The sequence below is a fragment of the Mycobacterium hackensackense genome (assembly GCF_025822555.1).
Lineage (GTDB): Bacteria > Actinomycetota > Actinomycetes > Mycobacteriales > Mycobacteriaceae > Mycobacterium > Mycobacterium fluoranthenivorans.
The window spans coordinates 508874-529486 of the sequence record NZ_JACKUC010000029.1 but is presented as its reverse complement, the minus strand read 5'-3'; the positions used below and the strand labels follow the sequence as shown (position 1 = coordinate 529486).

Here is a 20613-nt window from a genome sequence, read left to right as displayed (position 1 = left end):
GGAGGGGGTTGACGGATGACCAGCTTGGTCTATTTCTCCAGCGTCTCCGAGAACACCCACCGCTTCGTCGAGAAGCTGGGCATCCCGGCGACCCGGATCCCGCTCAAAGGGCGGATCCAGGTCGATGAGCCCTACGTGCTGGTACTGCCCACCTACGGAGGGGGGCGTGCGACACCCGATGTCAGCAATGGTGGCTACGTCCCCAAACAGGTCATCGCTTTTCTGAACAACGAGCACAACAGGTCGTTGATCCGCGGCGTCATCGCTGCGGGCAACACCAACTTCGGTGAGGAATTCGCCTACGCGGGCAAAGTGGTCTCCGCCAAGTGCGGTGTGCCCTACCTCTACCGCTTCGAACTGATGGGAACTCCGGACGACGTTGATGCCGTCCGTGCGGGATTGCAAGATTTCTGGAAGGAACAGACGTGCCACCAACCGTCACAGCTGCAGAGCCTGTAACCACCGGCGCGCATGCGCTCCCGGGGGAGACGGACTACCACGCGCTCAACGCGATGCTCAACCTGTACGACAAAAACGGCAACATCCAGTTCGACAAGGATGTGCTGGCCGCGCGGGAGTACTTCCTGCAGCACGTCAACCAGAACACGGTGTTCTTCCACTCGCAGGACGAGAAACTCGACTACCTGATCGAGAAGGAGTACTACGAGCGCGAGGTGCTCGACCAGTACTCCCGTAACTTCGTGAAGTCGCTGCTGGACCGTGCCTTCGCCAAGAAGTTCCGCTTCCCGACCTTCCTGGGGGCGTTCAAGTACTACACGTCCTACACGCTGAAGACCTTCGACGGGAAGCGCTACCTGGAGCGCTTCGAGGACCGGGTGGTCATGGTGGCGCTGACGCTGGCCGCCGGCGACACCGAGCTGGCAGAGAAGCTGGTCGACGAGATCATCGACGGCCGGTTCCAGCCGGCCACCCCGACCTTCCTCAACTCGGGCAAGAAGCAGCGCGGCGAACCGGTGTCCTGCTTCCTGCTGCGCATCGAGGACAACATGGAGTCCATCGGGCGCTCCATCAACTCGGCGCTGCAGCTGTCCAAGCGCGGCGGCGGAGTCGCGTTGCTGCTCACCAACATTCGGGAGCACGGCGCGCCGATCAAGAACATCGAGAACCAGTCCTCGGGCGTCATCCCGATCATGAAGCTGCTGGAGGACTCGTTCTCCTACGCCAACCAGCTCGGAGCGCGCCAGGGTGCTGGTGCGGTGTACCTGCACGCGCATCATCCCGACATCTACCGGTTCCTCGACACCAAGCGCGAGAACGCCGACGAGAAGATCCGGATCAAGACGCTCTCACTGGGCGTGGTGATCCCGGACATCACCTTCGAGCTGGCCAAGAAGAACGAGGACATGTACCTCTTCTCGCCGTATGACGTCGAGAAGGTCTACGGTGTGGCGTTCGCCGATATCTCGGTCACCGAGAAGTACTACGAGATGGTCGACGACGCGCGGATCCGCAAGACCAAGATCAAGGCGCGTGAGTTCTTTCAGACACTGGCCGAGCTGCAGTTCGAATCCGGCTACCCGTACATCATGTACGAGGACACGGTGAACCGGGCCAACCCCATCGCCGGCAAGATCACCCACAGCAACCTGTGCTCGGAGATCCTGCAGGTGTCCACGCCCTCGGAGTTCAACGAGGATCTGTCCTACGCCAAGGTGGGCAAGGACATCTCGTGCAACCTGGGTTCGCTGAACATCGCCAAGGCGATGGATTCACCGGACTTCGCCCAGACCATCGAGGTGTCCATCCGGGCGCTCACCGCGGTGAGCGACCAGACCCACATCTGGTCGGTGCCGTCCATCGAGCAGGGCAACAACAGCTCGCATGCCATCGGCCTGGGGCAGATGAACCTGCACGGCTATCTGGCGCGGGAACGGATCCACTACGGCTCCGAAGAGGGCGTGGACTTCACCAACATCTACTTCTACACGGTGCTCTACCACGCGCTGCGCGCCTCGAATCTCATTGCGATCGAACGGGGTACGCGCTTCGGCGGGTTCGAGCAGTCGAAGTACGCCTCGGGTGAGTTCTTCGACAAGTACACCGACCAGGTGTGGGAGCCGGCCACCGACAAGGTGCGTCAGCTCTTTGCCGACGCCGAGATCCACATCCCGACCCAGGACGACTGGAAGCTGCTCAAGGAGTCGGTGCAGAAGCACGGCATCTACAACCAGAACCTGCAGGCCGTCCCGCCGACCGGTTCGATCAGCTACATCAACCACTCGACCAGCTCGATCCACCCGGTGGCGAGCAAGATCGAGATCCGCAAAGAAGGCAAGATCGGTCGGGTGTACTACCCGGCGCCGTACCTCACCAACGACAACCTGGACTACTACCAGGACGCGTATGAGATCGGCTACGAGAAGATCATCGACACCTACGCCGCGGCCACCCAGCATGTGGACCAGGGGCTGAGCCTGACGCTGTTCTTCAAGGACACCGCCGACACCCGCGAGGTGAACAAGGCGCAGATCTACGCCTGGCGTAAGGGCATCAAGACGCTGTACTACATCCGGCTGCGCCAGATGGCTTTGGAGGGAACCGAAGTCGAGGGTTGCGTCAGCTGCATGCTGTAGCGCGGATTCGCTGAGGTCGCAGGCCAGGAGAGACTTTCTCCTGGCCTGCACCTATTGTCGGCGACAACGCCACAGCGGGGCGCCCACCGCACTCACCCGCATTGCGGGCGATCATCTGCTCACTACTTCAGCGTGGGGAGTGGTTTGTGTTCCCTGGCGTGATCCAGCACGCCCTGCACGCATCCGCGTCTGAGTTCGCGGTTGCGCCGCAACCGGGGATTGTCGCCGAGCTTGATCTTTCCGAGCAATGCCAAGTCGCAGGCGCCGTCCACTGACGACCCCACCAAGGGGATGCGGTAGCCGATGTCATAGCCCTCCTGATACCAATCAGGCGAGGTGTAGTTCTGGGCCAGGAAGTACCAACCGATCCCGCCTGCCACCAGGATCACGGCGGCGATCAAAGCCATCCAGCGGGTGCGTCGCTTGTGTGCCGCTTGAGCCGCTTGGACCTCAGCGAACCACGGCACCTGGGCACCGGTCGATACCGGAGCGCTCTGCGCGTAAGCGGCCGGTTGACGGTGCTCGGTCCATTGCCGGCCGTCCCACCATCGCAGGCCACCGGAGAGCGGATCGGAGAACCAGCCCGGGGGTGTGCTCTGAGTTTCGGGCATGGTCTATCGCTGATTCGTGCCGACGTAGGTGTGCCACCAGAGGGCGTACTCCCGTGCCTGCTGTGCGTCTCGGTTCAGCCGTTTGCGTGCGCTCGAATTATGTAAGAGCGCAAGCCAATTCAGGATCAGAATCGAGAAGAAGCTCCACCAGCCGAATATCAGGTTCTGGGTCTGGGCCGACCGCAGCGCGGAATCGCATTGGGCGTAGCTGCCCTGAACGGTGCGACGTTGGTTGAACCAGAAGATCAACGCGCCGACGTGACTCATCGTGGTGACCTGAAAGGTCGGTACCTCGGGAGGCGGCGGGTAGGACGCGTACGGATTCGCCTGCTGGTTCGTCGGCGCAAAAGGTTCTGACATGGATTCCCCCTGTATTAGTGTTCTCCCCACTGCGCAGCATAAGGGACAGTTGAGGGTGTGTCGGACACTGATTCTCGACACTTCGGGGGCACGCGCACAGGTGGCTGCGTCTGATGGCACCGATCAGAAAATATGTTGCCCGCCAGATAGCCAACGCTCATCATGGGTGAGCGCCGCTGCGGCTCAACGATGTTGGACGGAGAAAGCCAGGCGTATCCACGAAGGGAGGCAGGACGATCATGAAGTTGGCTGAGGCGTTGTCGCTACGTAGCGCGACGCTGCGGCATCTGGAGGCGTTGCGCACCCGCATCGCCGACAATGCCCGATTCCAGGAGGGTGAGGAGCCCGCCGAGGATGCGGCGGTGCTGCTGATCGAAGCCGAAGCGGCCGTGAACGATTGGCAAAACTTGATCCAGGCGATCAACCGCACCAACGCGGCCACCGAAATGGGCTCCGACGGCACCTTGACCGATGCATTGGGTCGTCGTGATGCGCTGCGGTGGCGGCGGCACCTGCTGTCCACGGCCGCCGACGCCGCGGCCGGCAGCGGTAAGCAGCAGGGTTACGCCCGGCAGCTGCGGTCGGAACTGAAGATGCTCGCGGCGTTGCCCGTGGCTGAGCTGCGGGCCCGAGCCGACGCCACCGCACGGGACCTGCGCGAGCTCGATGTGCGGATTCAGCAGAAGAACTGGGAAGTCGATCTTCTCGATCAGTGAGGTGAAGCAGGTAGTCGACACGGAGGCGTGCACGCCCCCAACCGGCGGGTCCGCCGGTCTTCTGGTGCGCGCAGGGCAGCGCCGAGGGTTCGAATCCCTCGTCACAACGCAAGCCCCGCATCGTGCACCGCTGACAGGGCAAGGCGCACAACACATCACCATGTGCAGATCCGTGACGACGAGGGTGGGCACGGGGCACACCTCTCAGCAGCGCTCGGCGGGGTCGGATCGTGATCGATCCGGCCCCGCCGGGCGCCTCAACCCCATGTCACGACCAACGTCAGCGCGACGCCGAACACCACCGCGGGGGCGGCCATCGCGGCGAGGAACGCCAACCCGAACCGCCGACCGCCTGACGCGAACGCCAGGATCACCTTCACCAGAAGGTTGGATCCCAGTGCGGCGGCGACGCCGATCAATGCGGCGTCGACCGTGACATCGCCCTTGGCGGCCAGGCTTGCCGCCGCGACCGCGCCGGCATGCGCGTCGGCCAAACCCGCGGCGAAGGTCGCGAGCACGAGCCCGTTGGGGCCGAGCATGTCGGCCGCCCACCGGCTGACGAGCAATGCCAGCGTCAGCACGGTGGCCAGCGCCAGTGCCGGCCACAGTGCGAACGGTCGCACGGTGCGCTCGTCAGGGTTGTCGTGATGCTCGGCTGCGGCCTGATCGGGCCGAGTGCCACCGCGATACACGAACGCGGCAACGCCGACAAGGACGAGAGCGCCCGCCAGCACCGGGGGCCACAGGCGGCGCAACACCTCGACGTCGACCACGCCGATCACCAGGAGCAGCTGCACGAAGGTGGCCAGGCTGGCTACCAGCGCGCTGGCCAGCGACGCGCGCAGGCCAGTCTCGGTCTTGCTGAGCCGGCCCATCGACGCAGTCGTTGCGCTTGCCGAGACGAACCCACCGGCCAGGCCCGTGACAAGCAGGCCACGTTGTGGGCCGAGCGCCCGCACGCCGATGTACCCGAGCCAGCCGATGCCGGTCAGCAACACCACCAGCAGCCAGATCTTCGACGGGTTGAGCACGCCGTAGGGCCCGATCGCCCGGTCGGGCAGCAGCGGCAGGATCACGAAGGCCACCACGAAGAACTTGATCGCGTCCTCGAGTTCCACCTCGCTGACGATCTCTCGGGCGAAGCGGTGAATGCGGGCCTTCGACACCAGTAACACCGCGACCACCACGGCGAGCGCCACCGCCTCGGCTGGGCGAGTGTAGGCGAGTGCGCCCAGCAGGTAAGCGACGAGACCGGCGATCACGGTGGTGGTTCCCGGGTCGTCGGCCCTGGTACGACGGTAGGCGACGGCCAGCAACACCGCGACGCCGATCGCGCCGGCCGCCACCACCCTGGCGTCGATACCGGAGGCGATCGCCCCGGCCAGAGACAACAATGCGAACGAGCGTGAGCCGGCGGGCAGATCGCGGGTGTGGCTGCGTTCCCGCTCCAGGCCGAGCAACAGCCCGATGGCCAGCGCCACCAGGAACGGCTCGAAGTGCTGCCAGTTCACACCGACTCCTCGTTGCCCCGACGGTCTCGGTCCTCCGGTCCGTCACCGGGATCCCGCGCGCTGTAAAAACCCTAGATGGCAACCTATCTCGGCGAGCAGATCGGCTGGTTCAATACGGCCGAGGCGGGGTGACCACCCCGCTTCGACGACGGCGCCGACGCCGCCGGCGAATCAGTTGTCGCGGGCCTGTTCGGCACGCAACGCCTTCAGGCGCCGCTCCTCGCGCAGCACGTTCTGGTAGCTCTCCTGTTCGGCGACCAGCCAGTCCGGCTTCTCCTCGAGCAGCGCATCGATCTGCTCGGTGGTGAGCGCATCCTCGACGCCGCCGCGGGCGAGGCCGGCGATCGAGACGCTGAGCTTGGCTGCGACGAGGTTCTTCGGGTGCGGTCCATTCTTGCGGAGGTCTTTGAGCCACTGCGGCGGATCCGCCTGCAGGGCGGCGAGTTCGGTGCGAGTGATCGGGTTCTCCTGGAACTCCGCGGGCGTGGCGGGCAGGTACACGTCCAGCTTCTTCGCCGCGGTGGCGGGTTTCATGGACTGCGCGTTCGGCCTGCTCATGGCACAGAGCTTATCGGTAGCCGCGTATCGGTAGCCTGAGGCGGTGATCCCGCTGTCCCTCACCCTCGGGTATGTGCCCGGCGGGACGCCCGCGAAGTGGGCCAAGATCTGGGCGGAGCGCCATCCCGAGGTGACGCTGCACCTGCGCGCCGTTGCCGCCGCAGACGCGGCCGCCGAAGTGCGGAGCGGCGCCATCGACCTGGCGGTGCTCCGGACGACGGCCGATACCTCCGGGTTGGCCGTCATCCCGCTCTACGAGGAGATGACGGTGGCGGTGGTACCGGCCGATCACCTTCTCACCGCGGCCGACGAGATCGCCGCCGCGGACCTCGACGGAGAGCCGACGCTGCTCCCACTCGACGATGTCGTCGCCTGGGCGGGCGCCCCCGGTATGCCGATCGAGCATCGACCCGAAACCACCGAGGACGCAATAGAACTCGTCGTTGCGGGGCTCGGCGCACTCATCGTTCCCCAATCGCTGGCCCGGCTGTATCACCGCAAGGACCTCACGTACCGCCCGATCACCGACGCGCCCACCTGCCCTGTGGGGCTTGCCTTCCCGGAAGGCCCGCCGTCGGCGCTGGTCGAGGAGTTCACCGGGATCGTTCGTGGCCGCAAACCCGGTTCCTCGCGGGGGCAGGCCGAGCCGACGCCGAAACGCACCGCACGGGAGAAGACGCTGGCCAAACAGGCTGCCCGGGCGGCCGCGGGCAAGGTGGCTCGCAAGCCGGGGCCGACCAAACGCGGGCGGCGCTGAGCCCGCGAGTGTGGGGGTTGTGTACGTCCGCGGCCGGTGTGCGTAGCACCCACAGTCGGCGCGACGCCCGACCGTAACTGCCGCGTGACGCGGTTTTACCTGGTCAACACACATGCTCGGAAATACTTGCAGCCATGACCGTGCTGAACCACGTTCCGGCCACCACGTCAGCGGCCGACCTCGCCGACCACCTGCGCCGCGACGGCTATGTCATCGTCGACGATCTGGTTCCGGACTCGTTGATGGACACCATCAGTGCCGAACTGGCGCCCTACCTCGACGCGACACCGATGGGCTACAACGCGATGATCGGTCGCAACACCCGGCGTACCGGTGCCCTGATCGCGCGCTCGCCGGCGTGCCGCACGCTGATCCAGGATCCGACCGTTCTCGGTGTGTGCAAGGACTTCCTGGGACATGCGAGCGCCTTTCAGCTGATGCTGACCCAGGTGATCTCGATCGAACCGGGTGAGTCGGACCAGGCGTTGCATCGCGATCAGAATGCCTTCGATTTCTACCCGTTTCCCGATGACTACCACGTCCAGTGCAACACGCTGTGGGCGATGACGGACTACACCGCGGAGATGGGTGCGACCCGGGTGGTGCCGGGAAGCCAGGTCGGCGACAAGAAGCCGACCGACTACGCCGACGACGAGTGCGTACAAGCCGAGATGTCTCGCGGGTCGGTGCTGCTGTATTCCGGCAAGATCGTGCACAGCGGTGCAGCCAACCGCAGCGACCGGGTGCGCCGTGCCATCAACATCAACTATTGCGTCGGCTGGGTGCGCCAGGAGGAGAACCAATTCCTTTCGGTACCAACCGAAGTCGCGCGCACCCTCGACGACGATCTGCTGAAACTGATCGGCTATCAGGAGGGTGCGTGGGCGATGGGCTACTTCCGGGACTTCGAGGATCCGCTGCGTGCGATCCGCGGTGACGAGGTGGCTTACGGCTTCGACGCGGCCAAGCTCAACGGCGATGCCGGTGCGGCATTCGCCGACCAGATCACGCACAGTCAGTGAGGGCGCGGCGTGAAGCGTGCTCAGATCTGACGGATTGCGTTGCCGCCGACACGTTTCGCATCGAACATCGCCTCGTCGGCGCGCGCGATGGCGTCATCCAGGACGCCGGCCGGATCCGCGTCCGGAGCCGCAAGGTGCTCGTGGGCCACGTTGGCGACACCGAGGCTCGCCGTGACACAGGGGTATTCGCCAGAAGCGGCGAGGGCGTGTCTGATCCGCTCGGGTAATTCGTCGGCCAGGTACGGGTCGGCAAGATGAACGACGACGAACTCCTCACCGCCGATTCGGGCTACCAGCGCCGAGCTGTTGTCGACCGTTGCCACGATGCGCCGGGCGCATCGGATCAGCACCTCGTCGCCGGTGGCGTGGCCATACGTGTCGTTGATGTCCTTGAACCGATCCAGGTCGACGACGATCACGGTGAGGGCCGCCGCGGCGCTGCGATTCATGACCAGCAGTCCCGCGGAGTGCAGGTGGAGGCCGCGACGGTTGAGAAGCCCGGTCAGCGGGTCCGTGACCGATTCGTTGGCATCTCTGCGCAACATCCAGATACCGAGCTGGATACCCAGCGGCGTCAGGATTGTGGGTAGCGCGGCGCCGAGGATGGTGGCGGCCAGGCTCGCTCTGCTCAGGTGGTCGTCGACGGAGAGCTGGGCGATGAAGGAGGTCGTCGCGGCGAGGATCAGTGCGGTGTGCAGGGTGAGTGCCTTCGCTCCGTCGAAGAACAACAAGTACGCAGAGACGAGCGCGAAGCAATTGAGAGCGAACAGCCCGGTGGACCAGGTGGGGCCGACGAGGGCGACCATGGTGATGCCGACGTCCGCGGAGAGGACGAATGCGCGTGACATGCGTTGCGAAGGCCATGCGCGGGTGCACCATACGACGGCCCACCCGGTCGCCAGCGCCACGAACAGCCCGACGGCGACGTGCGCCGCGGACGACGTCCGCCCGGCGCCGGGTAGCAGCACGGCCAGCGCTATGAGCGCCATCAGACCTGCACCGGTCCCGATCAGCACGCGTATCGCGCTGGCCAGCGAGCGGCGCGCGAAGTACTGCACCTGACCGGGGTAGTCCACGGGTTCGCGCCACCATGTGGCGACGCCTCGTGCGAACACCCGACAGCTGCGAAGAACCCCTACCACGACCCCGCTCTCGTTTCGGCGTGTTGGCTGCCCACAACCTTCGCTAAGAGTGACCAGTTAGCAACCAACAGGTGACTGGGCTCTGGTCGATGGTATGCGCCTTGGGCGGGGCTTACTCGGGCGGGGGCTTGCGATCGGGCAAAATTACGCAAGCGTCAGTAGGGTGCCGTACGCTCAGCCGTCGGCGGCCCGCATCGCCTCGACTCTGCCTCACACCGGGCGAATATTCGCTGGCGATTGCCAGCTTCGGTCGCCACTCTCGTAGGTATGAAGGTTCGACTCCATCCGTCCGAGCGCGAGTTCGGCGCGGTCGTCGATGTGGTGTATCGCCCCGACCCGGTGGCCTACACGGTCGAGTTGACCACCCTCCGGGTGCCCGCCGCCGATGGTTCGCGGATTCTGCTGTCGGTCGCCGACGGCGACGCCGCGATCGGCGCGGCAGTACAGGTGAGCAACGCCGCGCTGCTCACCAGTGGCCTGGCCCCGGCGCACGCCACCGATGTCGCCGCGGCGCTGGCTGACGATCATCCGCGCCTGCCCGCCGTCCGTGGAACGCGGTGCAGCTCCACGGCGTTCGTGACGGCGTGGAGTGCGCTCACGGGGGCCGCGGCCGAGCTGACCGATGTGGAGCCGCTGTACCGGCTGGTCGACCTCGCGGCGCCGTCCGGGGTAGCGGGGGAGAGCCGGCTCGCGGTCGGCCGCGAGGTGGAATTGCTTGTCGACTGGCTCGACGCGTTCTTCGTCGAGGCGTTCGGCTTGCCATCCGATCGAACTGCACGACGGGCCTACCTGGACGAGATCGCCGTCGCCGACGGGGACATCGTCGTGTGGACCGCCGGATCGGCTCCCGTCAGCATGGCGCGTGTGCACGCCCCGCTGGCGGGCGTGTCCCGCATCGGCCCCGTCTACACGCCGCCGGAGCACCGCGGGCACGGCTACGCCGCGGCGGTGACCGCCGCGGCCGCCCGGCATGCACACCGGCGGGGTGCCGACGAGGTCGTGCTGTTCGCCGATGCGGCCAACCCGCTCGCCAATCGCGTCTATCAGCGGATCGGGTTCACGGCCGTCGACGAGCACCTGCAGTACGCGTTCACACCTTGTGGTGGTCGGGACCCTGCGCCTTCTTGTACAGCGACCTGAGCAACCGGTCCCGGAACGCCGCATTGTCGATCAGCTTGATGCCGGCGTCGGCGACCTTCGGGTATCCGATGAGCTTGTGCATGTAACGGCCCCGGCGGTACTCGCGGCCCCACGCGGCTTCCATCCGCTGCGCGTAGTTGGTGAAGTCGTCGGGGCCGCCGTTCTGCAGCGCCGCGATGGCGCATTCGCCCGCGGCCAAGCCGGATTCGAGAGCCTTGGAGATGCCCGCCCCGGACGCCGGCTTGCCGGCCCCCAGGGAGTCGCCGGTGAACAGCACGCCCGGGCGCCACGGCGGCCAGGCGGTGAAGCCCATCGGCAATCGCCATGCCCGCACGCTCTTGTTCTTCTTGAGCTCCTCGATCGGCGGTAGCTCCCAGTCCTGGGGCAGTGAACGCAGGAACTCGCCGAGGAACTGGGTGGCGTTGATGGATTGCCAGTTCTTGTAGCTGTTGACGTAACCCAGCCCGATGTTGAACACGCCGTTGCCCATCGGGAACACCCAGCCGTAGCCGGGCAGCTGGTCACCCTGGAACTGCAGCTTCAGGTAGATGTCCATGCTGTCGCCGTCGGGACGGTTGGCGGGCATCTCCGAGCGGATCGCGATGGCCGAGTACCCGTTGTACTGCGAATCCAGCTTGAGCGCCCGCTTGATGGGGGAGTACGCGCCGTCGGCCGCGATGACGGCGTCGCCGAGCACCTTCTCGCCGCTCTTGAGCACGACGCCCACGACTCGGCCGTTGGCGTCGAACTCCGGCCCGGCGACCTCGGCGCCCTGGCGCACCTCGGCGCCGGCCGACTCGGCATGCTTGAGCAGTTTGAGATCGAGGTCGGTGCGGCTGGCGGTATGACCGTGGTCGGGCATCCCGGGGCGGCGCGGAAACGACAGCTCCCACGCGCTCGGGCTGTACACCGTGACCTTGTTGATCCGGTGGTATTTCGCCACCTCGTCGGCCAAGCCCATCTTCTGCAAATAGCTGACCGCGCGTGCGGTCAATCCGTCACCACAGGGTTTGTCCCGGGGGAAATCCGCCTTGTCCAAGACGATCACCCGAGCGCCCGTCTGCGCGGCCTGCCATGCGGCCGCTGAACCGGACGGGCCCCCACCTGCGATGACCAGGTCGTATCTGGCCGTCATCTTCCGCCTCGTTGAAAGGGAGTGTGTCCCATCGATGTTACCGAAGCTATTCGTAGCTGATCTGCCGGCGGATCGCACTCGGTGCGCGCGGAGCAGGTCAGAGACGGCCAGCCCGGTACAGTAGGTGGGTGCGCAGACCATCTCTTCCCGCCATTCCGCTGCCCGGTGGGCAACCCGGAGTGAAGGTCGATGCGCGCAGTGAGCGGTGGCGGGAGCATCGCAAGAAGGTGCGCGCCGAGATCATCGACGCCGCATTCCGGGCGATCGACCGGCTCGGCCCCAACGTCAGCGTCCGCGAGATCGCCGAGGAAGCCGGCACCGCCAAGCCGAAGATCTATCGGCATTTCACCGACAAATCCGATATGTTCGCCCAGATCGGCGAGCGCATGCGGGACATGCTGTGGGCTGCGGTCATCCCGTCGATCGACATCGAGAACGATTCCGCCCGCCAGATCATCGGCCGGGCCGTCGAGCACTATGTCGAGCTGGTCGACCAGCACCCCAATGTTGTCCGCTTCCTGCTGCAGGGCCGGTTCGCCGACCAGTCGTCGGCGGCGATGAGCACGGTTAACCGCGGCCGCGACATCACCCTGGCCATCGCCGAGATGGTCAGCGGCGAGCTCGAGGACATGCACCTGGACCCCGAGGTGTTCGAGCTGGCCGCCTTCGCGCTGTTCGGGACCGCGGCCGCGGCCACCGACTGGTGGCTGGGCGCCACCGACGAGGGCGTTCGCCGCATGCCGATGGACAAGTTCGTGGCGCATATGACGACGATCATGATGGGCGCGGTCAACGGCACCGGGGAACTCGTCGGTGTCGTGATCGACCCCGACCAGCCGATCAGCAGCGCCGTGAAGCTCCAGCAGATCGATCTGCGCGCCTGACCTGGGGTTGTTGCACCCCGCCGCACGCAGTCTGAATACTGGTACCCGGTACCGCCGTTCCGGGAAAGGGCGTGAGCTATGTCGGCCGTCGTCACGCGCGCGCTGATCATCGGATCCGGATTCTCCGGGCTCGGAATGGGTATCGCGCTGCAGAAACAAGGCTTCAAGGATCAAGACTTCCTGATCCTGGAGAAGGCCGACGAGGTCGGCGGCACCTGGCGGGACAACACCTACCCCGGGTGCGCGTGCGATATCCCGTCGCACATGTACTCCTTCTCGTTCGAGCCGAAATCCGACTGGACCCACATGTGGTCGTTTCAGCCGGAGATCTTCGACTACCTCAAGGGCGTCACCGCCAAGCACGGGCTGCGCCGCCACATCCGGTTCAACACCCACGTGGATCGCGCGCACTGGGACGAGGGCGATGCGCGCTGGCATGTCTTCGACAAGTCGGGCCAGGAGTTCATCGCGCAGTTCCTGATCTCGGGGGCGGGCGGGCTGCACATCCCGTCGATTCCCGAGGTCGAGGGTGCCGACACCTTCGCCGGCGCGATGTTCCACTCCGCCCAGTGGGACCACAGCGTGGACCTCGCCGGCAAGCGGGTGGCGGTGATCGGTACCGGTGCCAGCGCCATCCAGATCGTGCCGGCGATCATCGACCAGGTGGCCGGGCTGGATCTGTACCAGCGCACCCCGGCCTGGGTGATGCCCCGGCCCAATAACGCCTTCCCGCAATGGATCCGGAAGCTGTTCACCTATGTTCCGGGCACCAGGGCGCTGATGCGCGCGGGTATCTACTGGATCCACGAGGGTGTCGGTTTCGCGATGACGAAGCAGCCGCGGCTGCTCAAGATCGGTGAACTTCTGGGCCGCTGGAACATCAACCGCAGCATCAAAGATCCCGTCCTGCGTCGCAAGCTGACCCCGAGCTACACCGCGGGGTGCAAGCGAATCCTCAACTCCGACACCTATTACCGCGCGATCGCCGACCCGAAGGCCGATGTCCTCACCGAGGGCATCGCCCGGATGACACCGACCGGCATCGTCACCCGCGACGGAGTCGAGCATCCCGCCGATGTCGTGGTGTGGGCCACCGGCTTCCATGTCACCGACTCCTACACCTATGTCGATATCAAGGGCGCCGGTGGCGAGGACCTGGTGGACCGCTGGAACACGGAGGGGATCGCCGCGCACCGCGGTATCGCCGTGGCCGGCATGCCCAACCTGTTCTTCTTGCTGGGACCCAACACCGCGCTGGGACACAACTCGGTGGTGTTCATGATCGAATCGCAGATCCGCTATGTCGCCCAAGCGATCGCCGCCGCCGACGCGGCCGGAGCCAAGGCGTTGGCGCCCACCCGGCGCGCCCAGGACGATTTCAACACCCAGTTGCAGCACGATCTGGCCGGCACGGTGTTCAACACCGGCGGTTGCCAGAGCTGGTACCTGGACGCCCATGGTGTCAACCGCACCCTGTGGAGCGGGATGACCTGGCAGTACTGGCTGGCGACCCGGCATTTCGAGCCCGCGGAGTACGAGTTCAGTCAGTAGTTCTCGCGACACGACACCACAAGTTGTTGTGTTGCGCCGCGTTGCCGCCCCCCAGTTGTAGTGTTGGGGCAGTACTCGTCACGTTTCGAATTGGGGTCCAAGGTGTCCGATGGAATGAAGCTGATCGACCGGGTCTCGGCCATCAACTGGAACCGGCTTCAGGACGATAAAGACGCGGAGGTGTGGGACCGCCTGACCGGCAACTTCTGGTTGCCCGAGAAGGTGCCGGTGTCCAACGACATCCCGTCCTGGGGCACCCTGACCGCCGCCGAGAAACAACTCACCATGCGGGTGTTCACCGGCCTGACCCTGCTGGACACCATCCAGGGCACCGTCGGCGCCGTCAGCCTCATCCCCGACGCGCTGACCCCGCACGAGGAAGCCGTCTACACCAACATCGCGTTCATGGAGTCGGTGCACGCCAAGAGCTACAGCAACATCTTCTCCACGCTGTGCTCGACGAGCGAGATCGACGAGGCGTTCCGCTGGTCGGAGGAGAACCCGAACCTGCAGCGCAAGGCGCAGATCGTGATGGACTTCTACAAGGGCGACGACCCGCTCAAGCGCAAGGTGGCCTCCACACTGCTGGAGAGCTTCCTGTTCTACTCCGGGTTCTACCTGCCGATGTACTGGTCGTCCCGGGCCAAGCTGACCAACACCGCCGACATGATCCGGCTGATCATCCGCGACGAGGCCGTGCACGGCTACTACATCGGCTACAAGTACCAGAAGGGCCTGGCCCTGGTCGACGAGGCCAAGCGCCAGGAACTCAAGGACTACACCTACGAGCTGCTCTTCGAGCTGTACGACAACGAGGTTGAATACACCCAGGATCTCTACGACGCCGTCGGACTGAGCGAGGACGTCAAGAAATTCCTGCGCTACAACGCCAACAAGGCGTTGATGAACCTCGGCTACGAGGCGCTGTTCCCCAAGGACGAGACCGACGTGAACCCGGCGATCCTGTCGGCGCTGAGCCCCAACGCCGACGAGAACCACGACTTCTTCTCCGGCTCGGGGTCGAGCTACGTGATCGGCAAGGCCGTCAACACCGAGGACGAGGACTGGGACTTCTAAAGGCGCTGTTCACGACCTTATTTGAGCCTAGGGGCGGACTGGAAACGGTCCGCCCTTTTGCTTGCTCTGGCATCGTCACGCCGATCTTTTGCCCACATTTTGCCCACACTTCTCTACGCTAGTGGACGTGGCAGTTGTCGCGGCATACGAGACCAAGCAGGGCAAGCGATACCGGGTTCGGTACCGGACGCCGGACAACCGGCAGACCGACAAGCGTGGATTTCGGACCAAGCGTGACGCCGAGCGCTTCCTCAACACGGTCGAGGTCGCCAAGCTCAAAGGGGAGTACGTCAACCCTGCCGACGCCCGGCGCACGGTCGACGATCTTGGAGCAGCGTGGCTGGAGCGGCAGAAGAGCCAGCTCAAGCCGTCTGGTTACGCAGTGATGGAGACCACGTGGCGAGTGCGCGTGCAACCGCGCTGGGGTCACGTTGCGTTGGGGGACATCAAGCCCACCGCCGTTCAGTCGTGGATGGCTGAGTTGGGCCAGTCCACCGATGAGCGCAAGGCCATCGGTGCTGCCGCGGTGAAGCGTGCCCACCACGTGCTGTCGCGCATCCTGGCAGACGCTGTACGTGACAATCTCATCCCCAAGAACCCTGCCGCCGCTCTGCCCCTACCCCGTACCAAACGCAAGACGCCGGTGTATCTGACCCACCAGGACGTAGCCGCCCTGGCGGATTCGGCGGGGGAGAACGGGACCCTGGTGCTGCTCCTGGCCTACACGGGCGTGCGGTGGGGTGAGGCGATTGGCCTACGGGTCGGCGACCTCGACATGCTGCGCAAGCGCGCGCTGATCCACGAGAACGCAGTCCAGTCAGGCGGTGACATTCACGTAGGTACACCAAAGGCTCACAAACAGCGGTCGGTCCCGTTGCCAGAGTTCCTCGTGGAACCATTGGCGCGCCAGTGTGAGGGTAAGCAACGCGGCGATCTGCTGTTCGGCGACGGTAAGCACCTGCGCCGCCCGCACCCGGTGTCCGGGTGGTTCGCCAAGGCCGTTGCCAGCTCTGGGTTACCAAGGGTGACCCCGCATGACCTACGACACACGGCTGCATCCCTCGCGGTCAGCGCCGGGGCGAACGTTAAGGCAGTGCAACGCATGCTCGGGCATGCGAGCGCAGCCATGACTCTCGACCTCTACGCAGACCTGTTCGACGACGACTTGGAGGCTGTTGCGTCAGCTCTCGACGAAGCAAGGTCGGAGGCACTGGAAGTCGGGTCCTAGCGTGAGCCGCGTCTCCGGGCACCGTCCGTGCGAGCGAGCTGGCCCGCTCGGACAACTGCCTGGGCTAATCGAGAGACGTGTTCAATTCGGCTATAGCACGGTCCAGTTCTTCCTTCATTCGCCGGGTTACCTGGCCTCGCTTTTGGACGTTCGCATCGGCCCCGGCCCGCTCATCACGTTCGTCCGCGAATGACTGGCCCCAAAGGCCCACAGCGAGTAGGGCGAGCGCGTAGGCCGAGATGTCGAGCTCGCGCCGAACCCGATCCTCTGCAGCTCCGAAGTCTCGGAGGAGCGCCGGTAGATCCTCAGCTTCCACCCCTGCCTTATAGCGTTCGATGATGAGCTTGTCCTTGCTTTTCAAGTCCTTCAAAAACTCGGCAACGACCGCTTCTACCGGCCTCAGAATGAACGGCGGAGAGAAGTCCGCGGCGCGTTTCACCGGCGCAACCATGCGGCTCGAAGAGGATGTGGTGGCCCCGCCCTGCCTGGACTCGACACCGCCGCTGATGAGTCGGACAAGATTGTCGCCGGTCATTGCCCAGTGTTCGTTGATAGCGACCGGATCACCTTGAGCCTTAAGTAAGTCCAGGAGGGTCGTCTCGCGGCCGGTAGCGATGGACAGTGCTCCGCAGACGGCCAAGATCGTGGGCAAGCTGGGAGCTATCCGCCCGCCTTCGAAGTCGGCGACGCGGGGCTCCTTCCAGCCTAGGCCGACTTGTCGGGCCGCTATGGCGACCTGATCCAAGGTCAACCCATGTTCGTATCGGATGCGGCGAGCGTTGTTGCCCACTAGTTCTCGGAGATTGACTGCGGCCACGTCTTGATAATTCCAGATTCTCGGAGAGTTGACAAGGGGGCGGGAGTTGGGGTAGAACGGAGTCATGCCTCCAGGTATTCAGAGATACGAAACCGAGCGACGCTCGCGAGGTGCCCTGGCGACGCCTGAGGACGTCGCTGAGTGCTTGCGGACCACCAAGAGCTCGCTCGCTCAAATGCGTTACCGTGGAACGGGACCCGCTTTCATACGAGTCGGTCGACGAGTGCTGTATCGGTGGAGCGACGTGGACGAGTTCTTGGCTGAGCACCGCTGCTTGCCCACCGACCGACCCGCGAGCCGTTGATATCAACCGGCCCGCGAGAGGGCCTAGCTGCGGTGCTTGCCGGACAACGGGATGTCTGCAAGTCATTGCCGCAGAGAGCTTCTGAGATGGCCGAACTCGGCTGTCGATAGCTACCAGAACTGGACGAACAACCATACTAAGGCGAAGTGCAATGACCAAAGACCGATGGGGCCGGACACCGACGGATTCCAGCACGAGCGAGGGCGTGTAGAGATGACCTCGCCCGAAGAACATGCGCGAGCCTGCGCGCAGCATATCGCTTACTCGCAAGTCATCACCTTCGGTGAGATGAACAGCTTTCTGGCCACACGCGGAGTGGCACTAGATGGCGGTGAGTCTCTGTTGGGCGAGCACATTAACCAACCACATGTCTTTCCGAGTACGACACTGCTCTGCCCGGTGAGCGCCGAGTACGTCGAAATCGTCAGTCAGGTATTCCAAGTCTGGCCGGTCATCCTCGCGATCGGCGATGTGGCAGATTTCAAGAGCGATGATGAGCCCTGGTTTGTGGCGTGGAATGGCGGACCGATCGACTACGAATCCAAGCCGCCTAACGCCGTCCATCTTGATGATCAGGTGATCCAACAGCTACTCAGTCTGAGTCCGGAAGCCAAACGCGCGGTGCTAGCCGCACTCGCCAGTATGAAATTGGCCGCGAAGCTGCCTCATACGTCGCGGGTCTCGGCCGCTCAAATGGACTGGCCTGTAGGCAATGGACTTCGTCTGAAGTTCCGAGAGATAGATCCGGAGGTCATCTTTGATGACGCCGTACCGGTTGCCGGAAGACTCCGACAGCGGCTTATTGTCGATGAGATCGAAGGCCAGCATGAAACACGCTGAGAACATCCAGGATGGTGTCCAGTGAGCGCGGTACCGCGCTCGCCACGTATTCAGGGGTACGGTGTTGCATCAGGTCTGTATCGATCTGCTGGTTGGCGCGGGGTGCTACCGCTTCCCCAGGGGCAGAAAGCTCCTCCGCCAGCGGGGCTGACGGGACGCGACGGTGCTTGGCCGACCGACGATCTCGTGGCTGAATGGGTCGATGAGCGTGGTACTGACAACCTCTGCCTGCGACTGGGCCATGGGGTAGTTGGTATCGATATCGACGCCTATGCGGGCAAGACCGGGGCGGAAACCCTGAAGGAGGCCGAAGGGCGTTGGGGGCCATTGCCGCCAACCTACCGTTCGTCTTCGCGGGATGCGGACAGGGTCAGTGGGATCCGCTTCTATTCTGTCCCGAGTGATGCCTGTTTTGTTGGCGGAATTCGATTCCCGGAGTTGGGCATCGGCCATGTCGATATTATTCAGCCATCGAGCCGGTACGCGGTCGTGTGGCCGTCTGTGCATCCGTCGGGTTCGACGTACCGATGGCACCATCCCAATGAATCTCAACTGGGGGATGGCCATGTCCCGCCGGTAGGGGAACTACCTGCGCTGCCGGAAGCATGGGTAAAGGCATTGTCGAAGGACGCGGCTCGAAGCGAGGTACTAACCGACGCTTTGCTAGACCCTGGTCGTGAGGTCGATCCTGATGTGTACCAACGGCTTGTGGATCTTCCAGACGATGGTGAGCCGGACTGTGTAGTCGCAAAGAGGCTGGAAGCAGCATTTCAAGACCTTATGGTGGTCGGGGCGGCCCGGCATGACGTCACGCGGGACCACGTGGCGGGCCTCTTCCGGCTTTATGTTTCTGGCCGTACGGGCGTGTGCAAGGCGCTGGGCAACCTGGAACGTTTCTACGTCCTCTCGGTGGCGGACCGTGCCCCGGCAAACGTTGCGCTCGCTGAGTTCAGGCGGATGAAGGACGGAGCCGCACTTCTGATAGCGGCCACCCTGCCTCCGAGCCTCACTATTCCGGCATCGACAGATAATGCGGTTGGTGCTGAAGGCGGAGGCTGGGCGGACAACTTCATTCCTGGAGGCGCATTCATATTCAACAACACACCGGACGTCGACTGCCTATGGGGCAGAGAGGATAAGGTGCTGTGGGCCAAGGGTGAGGGGCTTGTGATCGGCGGGAGCCAGGGCGTCGGTAAGACGACCCTCGCTCAGCAACTGGTGCTCACCATGGTCGGTGTGCTGACCGATCCCGTCCTGGACATGCCTGTGGCGGCACGGCCCGCCAAGGTCCTCTACCTCGCAATGGACCGCCCAAAGCAGATCGTGCGAGCGTTCAAGCGCCAGTGTCGCGCCGAGCACGAAGGCATTCTCGATCAGAAGCTCACCATTTGGCAGGGGCCGCCGCCCTCGGATCTTGCCAAGAACACCGCGCTTCTCACTGAGATGGCAGAGCAGGCTGAAGCCGACGTCGTCGTCGTCGATTCGCTCAAAGACGCGGCCGTGGGACTAAGTGAGGATGAAGTGGGTTCGGGATGGAACCGTGCCGCCCAGCAGCTCATCACATCAGGCCGCGACCTTATTGTCCTGCACCACAATAAGAAGCAGAGTGGCAACAAAAAGACGGACATCGATGAGCTGTACGGTTCGACGTGGCTCACCGCCGGTATGGGTTCCGTAGTGCTGCTAGAGGGACATCCCGGCGATGCGCATCTCGAACTCCGCCACCTCAAGACGCCAGCGGAGCGCGTCGGACCGCTGAAGGTGCACCACGATCAGTCAGCCGGGTTACTGTCGGTCCATCATGGGGTAGACCTGGTGGCGTTGGCGGGTCGTGGTGGAGGGATCTCAGCTAAAGACGCGTCGATGGCCTTGTTCGGGGAGTGTTCGGGTAGCTCAACGGAGAAGGCTCGCCGAAGACTCGAGTCTCTGGTTGACCAGCAGAAGCTCTTCAAGGACAAAATCGGCAATACAAGCATGTATCGCTCCCTGGGAGCCTCCACCCGAACTCGGCCGGTCCAGTCCGTGAGGACGGCGTGAGCGGTGTGTCACGCCCGTGCTCTCCGAGGCCCACGAAGCCGAGAATATGCAGGCAGTGAGCCCACGGAGATCTCACGCCGACCACGCTCCCTTCACGTTCTCCCCCTTCTCTTAAGAAGGGAGAACGAGAAAAAAAGAAAATTTAGGCGCATTGTCGAAGCGGTCCGCCGTGAGGGTCGTCCCTCGGGGCAGAACGGACAGGCTCGGAGGTCCTCTGCAGTTCGAATGGCTCCGCTGAACATGTCCTCCTGGGCGCACCCGCCACGCCTTGTCCAATGCGCGGTGTGCGACAGCCTCCGAGGAATTGGCTGCCAACATCTGCTCCCACA

General features: G+C 64.3%; 20 protein-coding genes. 13 read left to right on the top strand and 7 right to left on the bottom strand.

Annotated elements, in window-relative coordinates; translation table 11 throughout:
• Window positions 1-15: 15 nt before the first annotated feature.
• Together nrdI and nrdE are read left to right on the top strand one after the other, a co-directional pair.
• Window positions 16-459 carry a class Ib ribonucleoside-diphosphate reductase assembly flavoprotein NrdI gene (nrdI, locus tag H7J86_RS05680; protein ID WP_090357114.1) on the top strand — a complete coding sequence of 148 codons (444 nt, stop codon included), beginning with the start codon at window positions 16-18 and terminating at the stop codon, window positions 457-459.
• The gene (nrdE, locus tag H7J86_RS05675; RefSeq protein WP_167158133.1) at window positions 426-2594 is read left to right on the top strand and encodes a class 1b ribonucleoside-diphosphate reductase subunit alpha; all 2169 of its coding nucleotides are present in this window, start codon (window positions 426-428) and stop codon (window positions 2592-2594) included. Before nrdI ends, nrdE begins: the two co-directional genes overlap by 34 nt.
• A gap of 122 nt (window positions 2595-2716) precedes the next feature.
• On the opposite strand, the gene H7J86_RS05670 is transcribed toward nrdE, so the two are convergent.
• Both H7J86_RS05670 and H7J86_RS05665 read right to left on the bottom strand, forming a co-directional pair.
• Window positions 2717-3205 carry a DUF2510 domain-containing protein gene (locus H7J86_RS05670; protein ID WP_090357110.1) on the bottom strand — a complete coding sequence of 163 codons (489 nt, stop codon included), beginning with the start codon at window positions 3203-3205 and terminating at the stop codon, window positions 2717-2719.
• Window positions 3206-3208: 3 nt separating this feature from the next.
• On the bottom strand, window positions 3209-3565 hold the full coding sequence (locus tag H7J86_RS05665; protein WP_267289818.1) for a hypothetical protein: 357 nt from the start codon (window positions 3563-3565) through the stop codon (window positions 3209-3211).
• Window positions 3566-3804: 239 nt separating this feature from the next.
• On the opposite strand from H7J86_RS05665, the gene H7J86_RS05660 reads away from it, so the two are divergent.
• Complete coding sequence (locus tag H7J86_RS05660) at window positions 3805-4281, top strand: DIP1984 family protein (protein WP_267289816.1); 477 nt, start codon at window positions 3805-3807, stop codon at window positions 4279-4281.
• A gap of 257 nt (window positions 4282-4538) precedes the next feature.
• Here H7J86_RS05660 and H7J86_RS05655 read toward each other — a convergent pair whose 3' ends face one another.
• Window positions 4539-5792 carry an MgtC/SapB family protein gene (locus H7J86_RS05655; RefSeq protein ID WP_267289814.1) on the bottom strand — a complete coding sequence of 418 codons (1254 nt, stop codon included), beginning with the start codon at window positions 5790-5792 and terminating at the stop codon, window positions 4539-4541.
• Window positions 5793-5963: 171 nt separating this feature from the next.
• Entirely contained in the window at window positions 5964-6350 is a 387-nt protein-coding gene (locus tag H7J86_RS05650) for a DUF5997 family protein (protein WP_090357102.1), read from the bottom strand.
• 43 nt (window positions 6351-6393) lie between these two features.
• On the opposite strand from H7J86_RS05650, the gene H7J86_RS05645 reads away from it, so the two are divergent.
• Window positions 6394-7107: a LysR family transcriptional regulator substrate-binding protein gene (locus H7J86_RS05645; RefSeq protein ID WP_267289812.1), complete on the top strand. Its 714-nt coding sequence runs from the start codon at window positions 6394-6396 to the stop codon at window positions 7105-7107.
• A 134-nt stretch (window positions 7108-7241) separates the two neighbouring features.
• Window positions 7242-8129 (top strand): phytanoyl-CoA dioxygenase family protein, encoded by an 888-nt coding sequence (locus tag H7J86_RS05640; protein WP_267289810.1) that lies wholly within the window; start codon window positions 7242-7244, stop codon window positions 8127-8129.
• Window positions 8130-8149: 20 nt separating this feature from the next.
• Here the strand turns inward: H7J86_RS05640 and H7J86_RS05635 are convergent, their stop codons facing one another.
• The gene (locus tag H7J86_RS05635; RefSeq protein WP_235632817.1) at window positions 8150-9205 is read right to left on the bottom strand and encodes a GGDEF domain-containing protein; all 1056 of its coding nucleotides are present in this window, start codon (window positions 9203-9205) and stop codon (window positions 8150-8152) included.
• 333 nt (window positions 9206-9538) lie between these two features.
• Between H7J86_RS05635 and H7J86_RS05630 the strand changes: the two genes are divergently transcribed.
• A complete protein-coding gene (locus H7J86_RS05630; protein ID WP_267289808.1) occupies window positions 9539-10411 on the top strand; it encodes a GNAT family N-acetyltransferase in 873 nt (290 codons plus the stop codon).
• Here H7J86_RS05630 and H7J86_RS05625 read toward each other — a convergent pair.
• A complete protein-coding gene (locus H7J86_RS05625) occupies window positions 10362-11546 on the bottom strand; it encodes a geranylgeranyl reductase family protein (RefSeq protein ID WP_090357092.1) in 1185 nt (394 codons plus the stop codon). The genes H7J86_RS05630 and H7J86_RS05625 overlap by 50 nt on opposite strands.
• 128 nt (window positions 11547-11674) lie before the next feature.
• On the opposite strand from H7J86_RS05625, the gene H7J86_RS05620 reads away from it, so the two are divergent.
• The 4 genes from H7J86_RS05620 (at window position 11675) to H7J86_RS05605 (ending at window position 16286) form a co-directional block, all read left to right on the top strand.
• Window positions 11675-12430, top strand: coding sequence for a TetR/AcrR family transcriptional regulator (locus tag H7J86_RS05620; RefSeq protein WP_235632816.1), 756 nt, complete (start codon window positions 11675-11677; stop codon window positions 12428-12430).
• A 78-nt stretch (window positions 12431-12508) separates the two neighbouring features.
• Window positions 12509-13981, top strand: coding sequence for a flavin-containing monooxygenase (locus H7J86_RS05615; RefSeq protein ID WP_267289807.1), 1473 nt, complete (start codon window positions 12509-12511; stop codon window positions 13979-13981).
• Window positions 13982-14095: 114 nt separating this feature from the next.
• Window positions 14096-15058, top strand: a complete 963-nt coding sequence (nrdF, locus tag H7J86_RS05610; RefSeq protein WP_276064974.1) for a class 1b ribonucleoside-diphosphate reductase subunit beta — start codon at window positions 14096-14098, stop codon at window positions 15056-15058.
• A gap of 127 nt (window positions 15059-15185) precedes the next feature.
• The gene (locus H7J86_RS05605; RefSeq protein ID WP_267289804.1) at window positions 15186-16286 is read left to right on the top strand and encodes a site-specific integrase; all 1101 of its coding nucleotides are present in this window, start codon (window positions 15186-15188) and stop codon (window positions 16284-16286) included.
• A 64-nt stretch (window positions 16287-16350) separates the two neighbouring features.
• On the opposite strand, the gene H7J86_RS05600 is transcribed toward H7J86_RS05605, so the two are convergent.
• Window positions 16351-17103, bottom strand: a complete 753-nt coding sequence (locus H7J86_RS05600; protein WP_267289802.1) for a helix-turn-helix domain-containing protein — start codon at window positions 17101-17103, stop codon at window positions 16351-16353.
• A gap of 64 nt (window positions 17104-17167) precedes the next feature.
• On the opposite strand from H7J86_RS05600, the gene H7J86_RS05595 reads away from it, so the two are divergent.
• The 3 genes from H7J86_RS05595 to H7J86_RS05585 all read left to right on the top strand — a co-directional run bounded on the left by H7J86_RS05595 (window position 17168) and on the right by H7J86_RS05585 (window position 20284).
• Window positions 17168-17407 carry a helix-turn-helix transcriptional regulator gene (locus tag H7J86_RS05595; protein WP_267289800.1) on the top strand — a complete coding sequence of 80 codons (240 nt, stop codon included), beginning with the start codon at window positions 17168-17170 and terminating at the stop codon, window positions 17405-17407.
• 213 nt (window positions 17408-17620) lie between these two features.
• Window positions 17621-18247 carry a hypothetical protein gene (locus H7J86_RS05590; protein ID WP_267289798.1) on the top strand — a complete coding sequence of 209 codons (627 nt, stop codon included), beginning with the start codon at window positions 17621-17623 and terminating at the stop codon, window positions 18245-18247.
• A gap of 21 nt (window positions 18248-18268) precedes the next feature.
• Entirely contained in the window at window positions 18269-20284 is a 2016-nt protein-coding gene (locus tag H7J86_RS05585; protein ID WP_267289796.1) for a bifunctional DNA primase/polymerase, read from the top strand.
• Window positions 20285-20613: the final 329 nt, after the last annotated feature.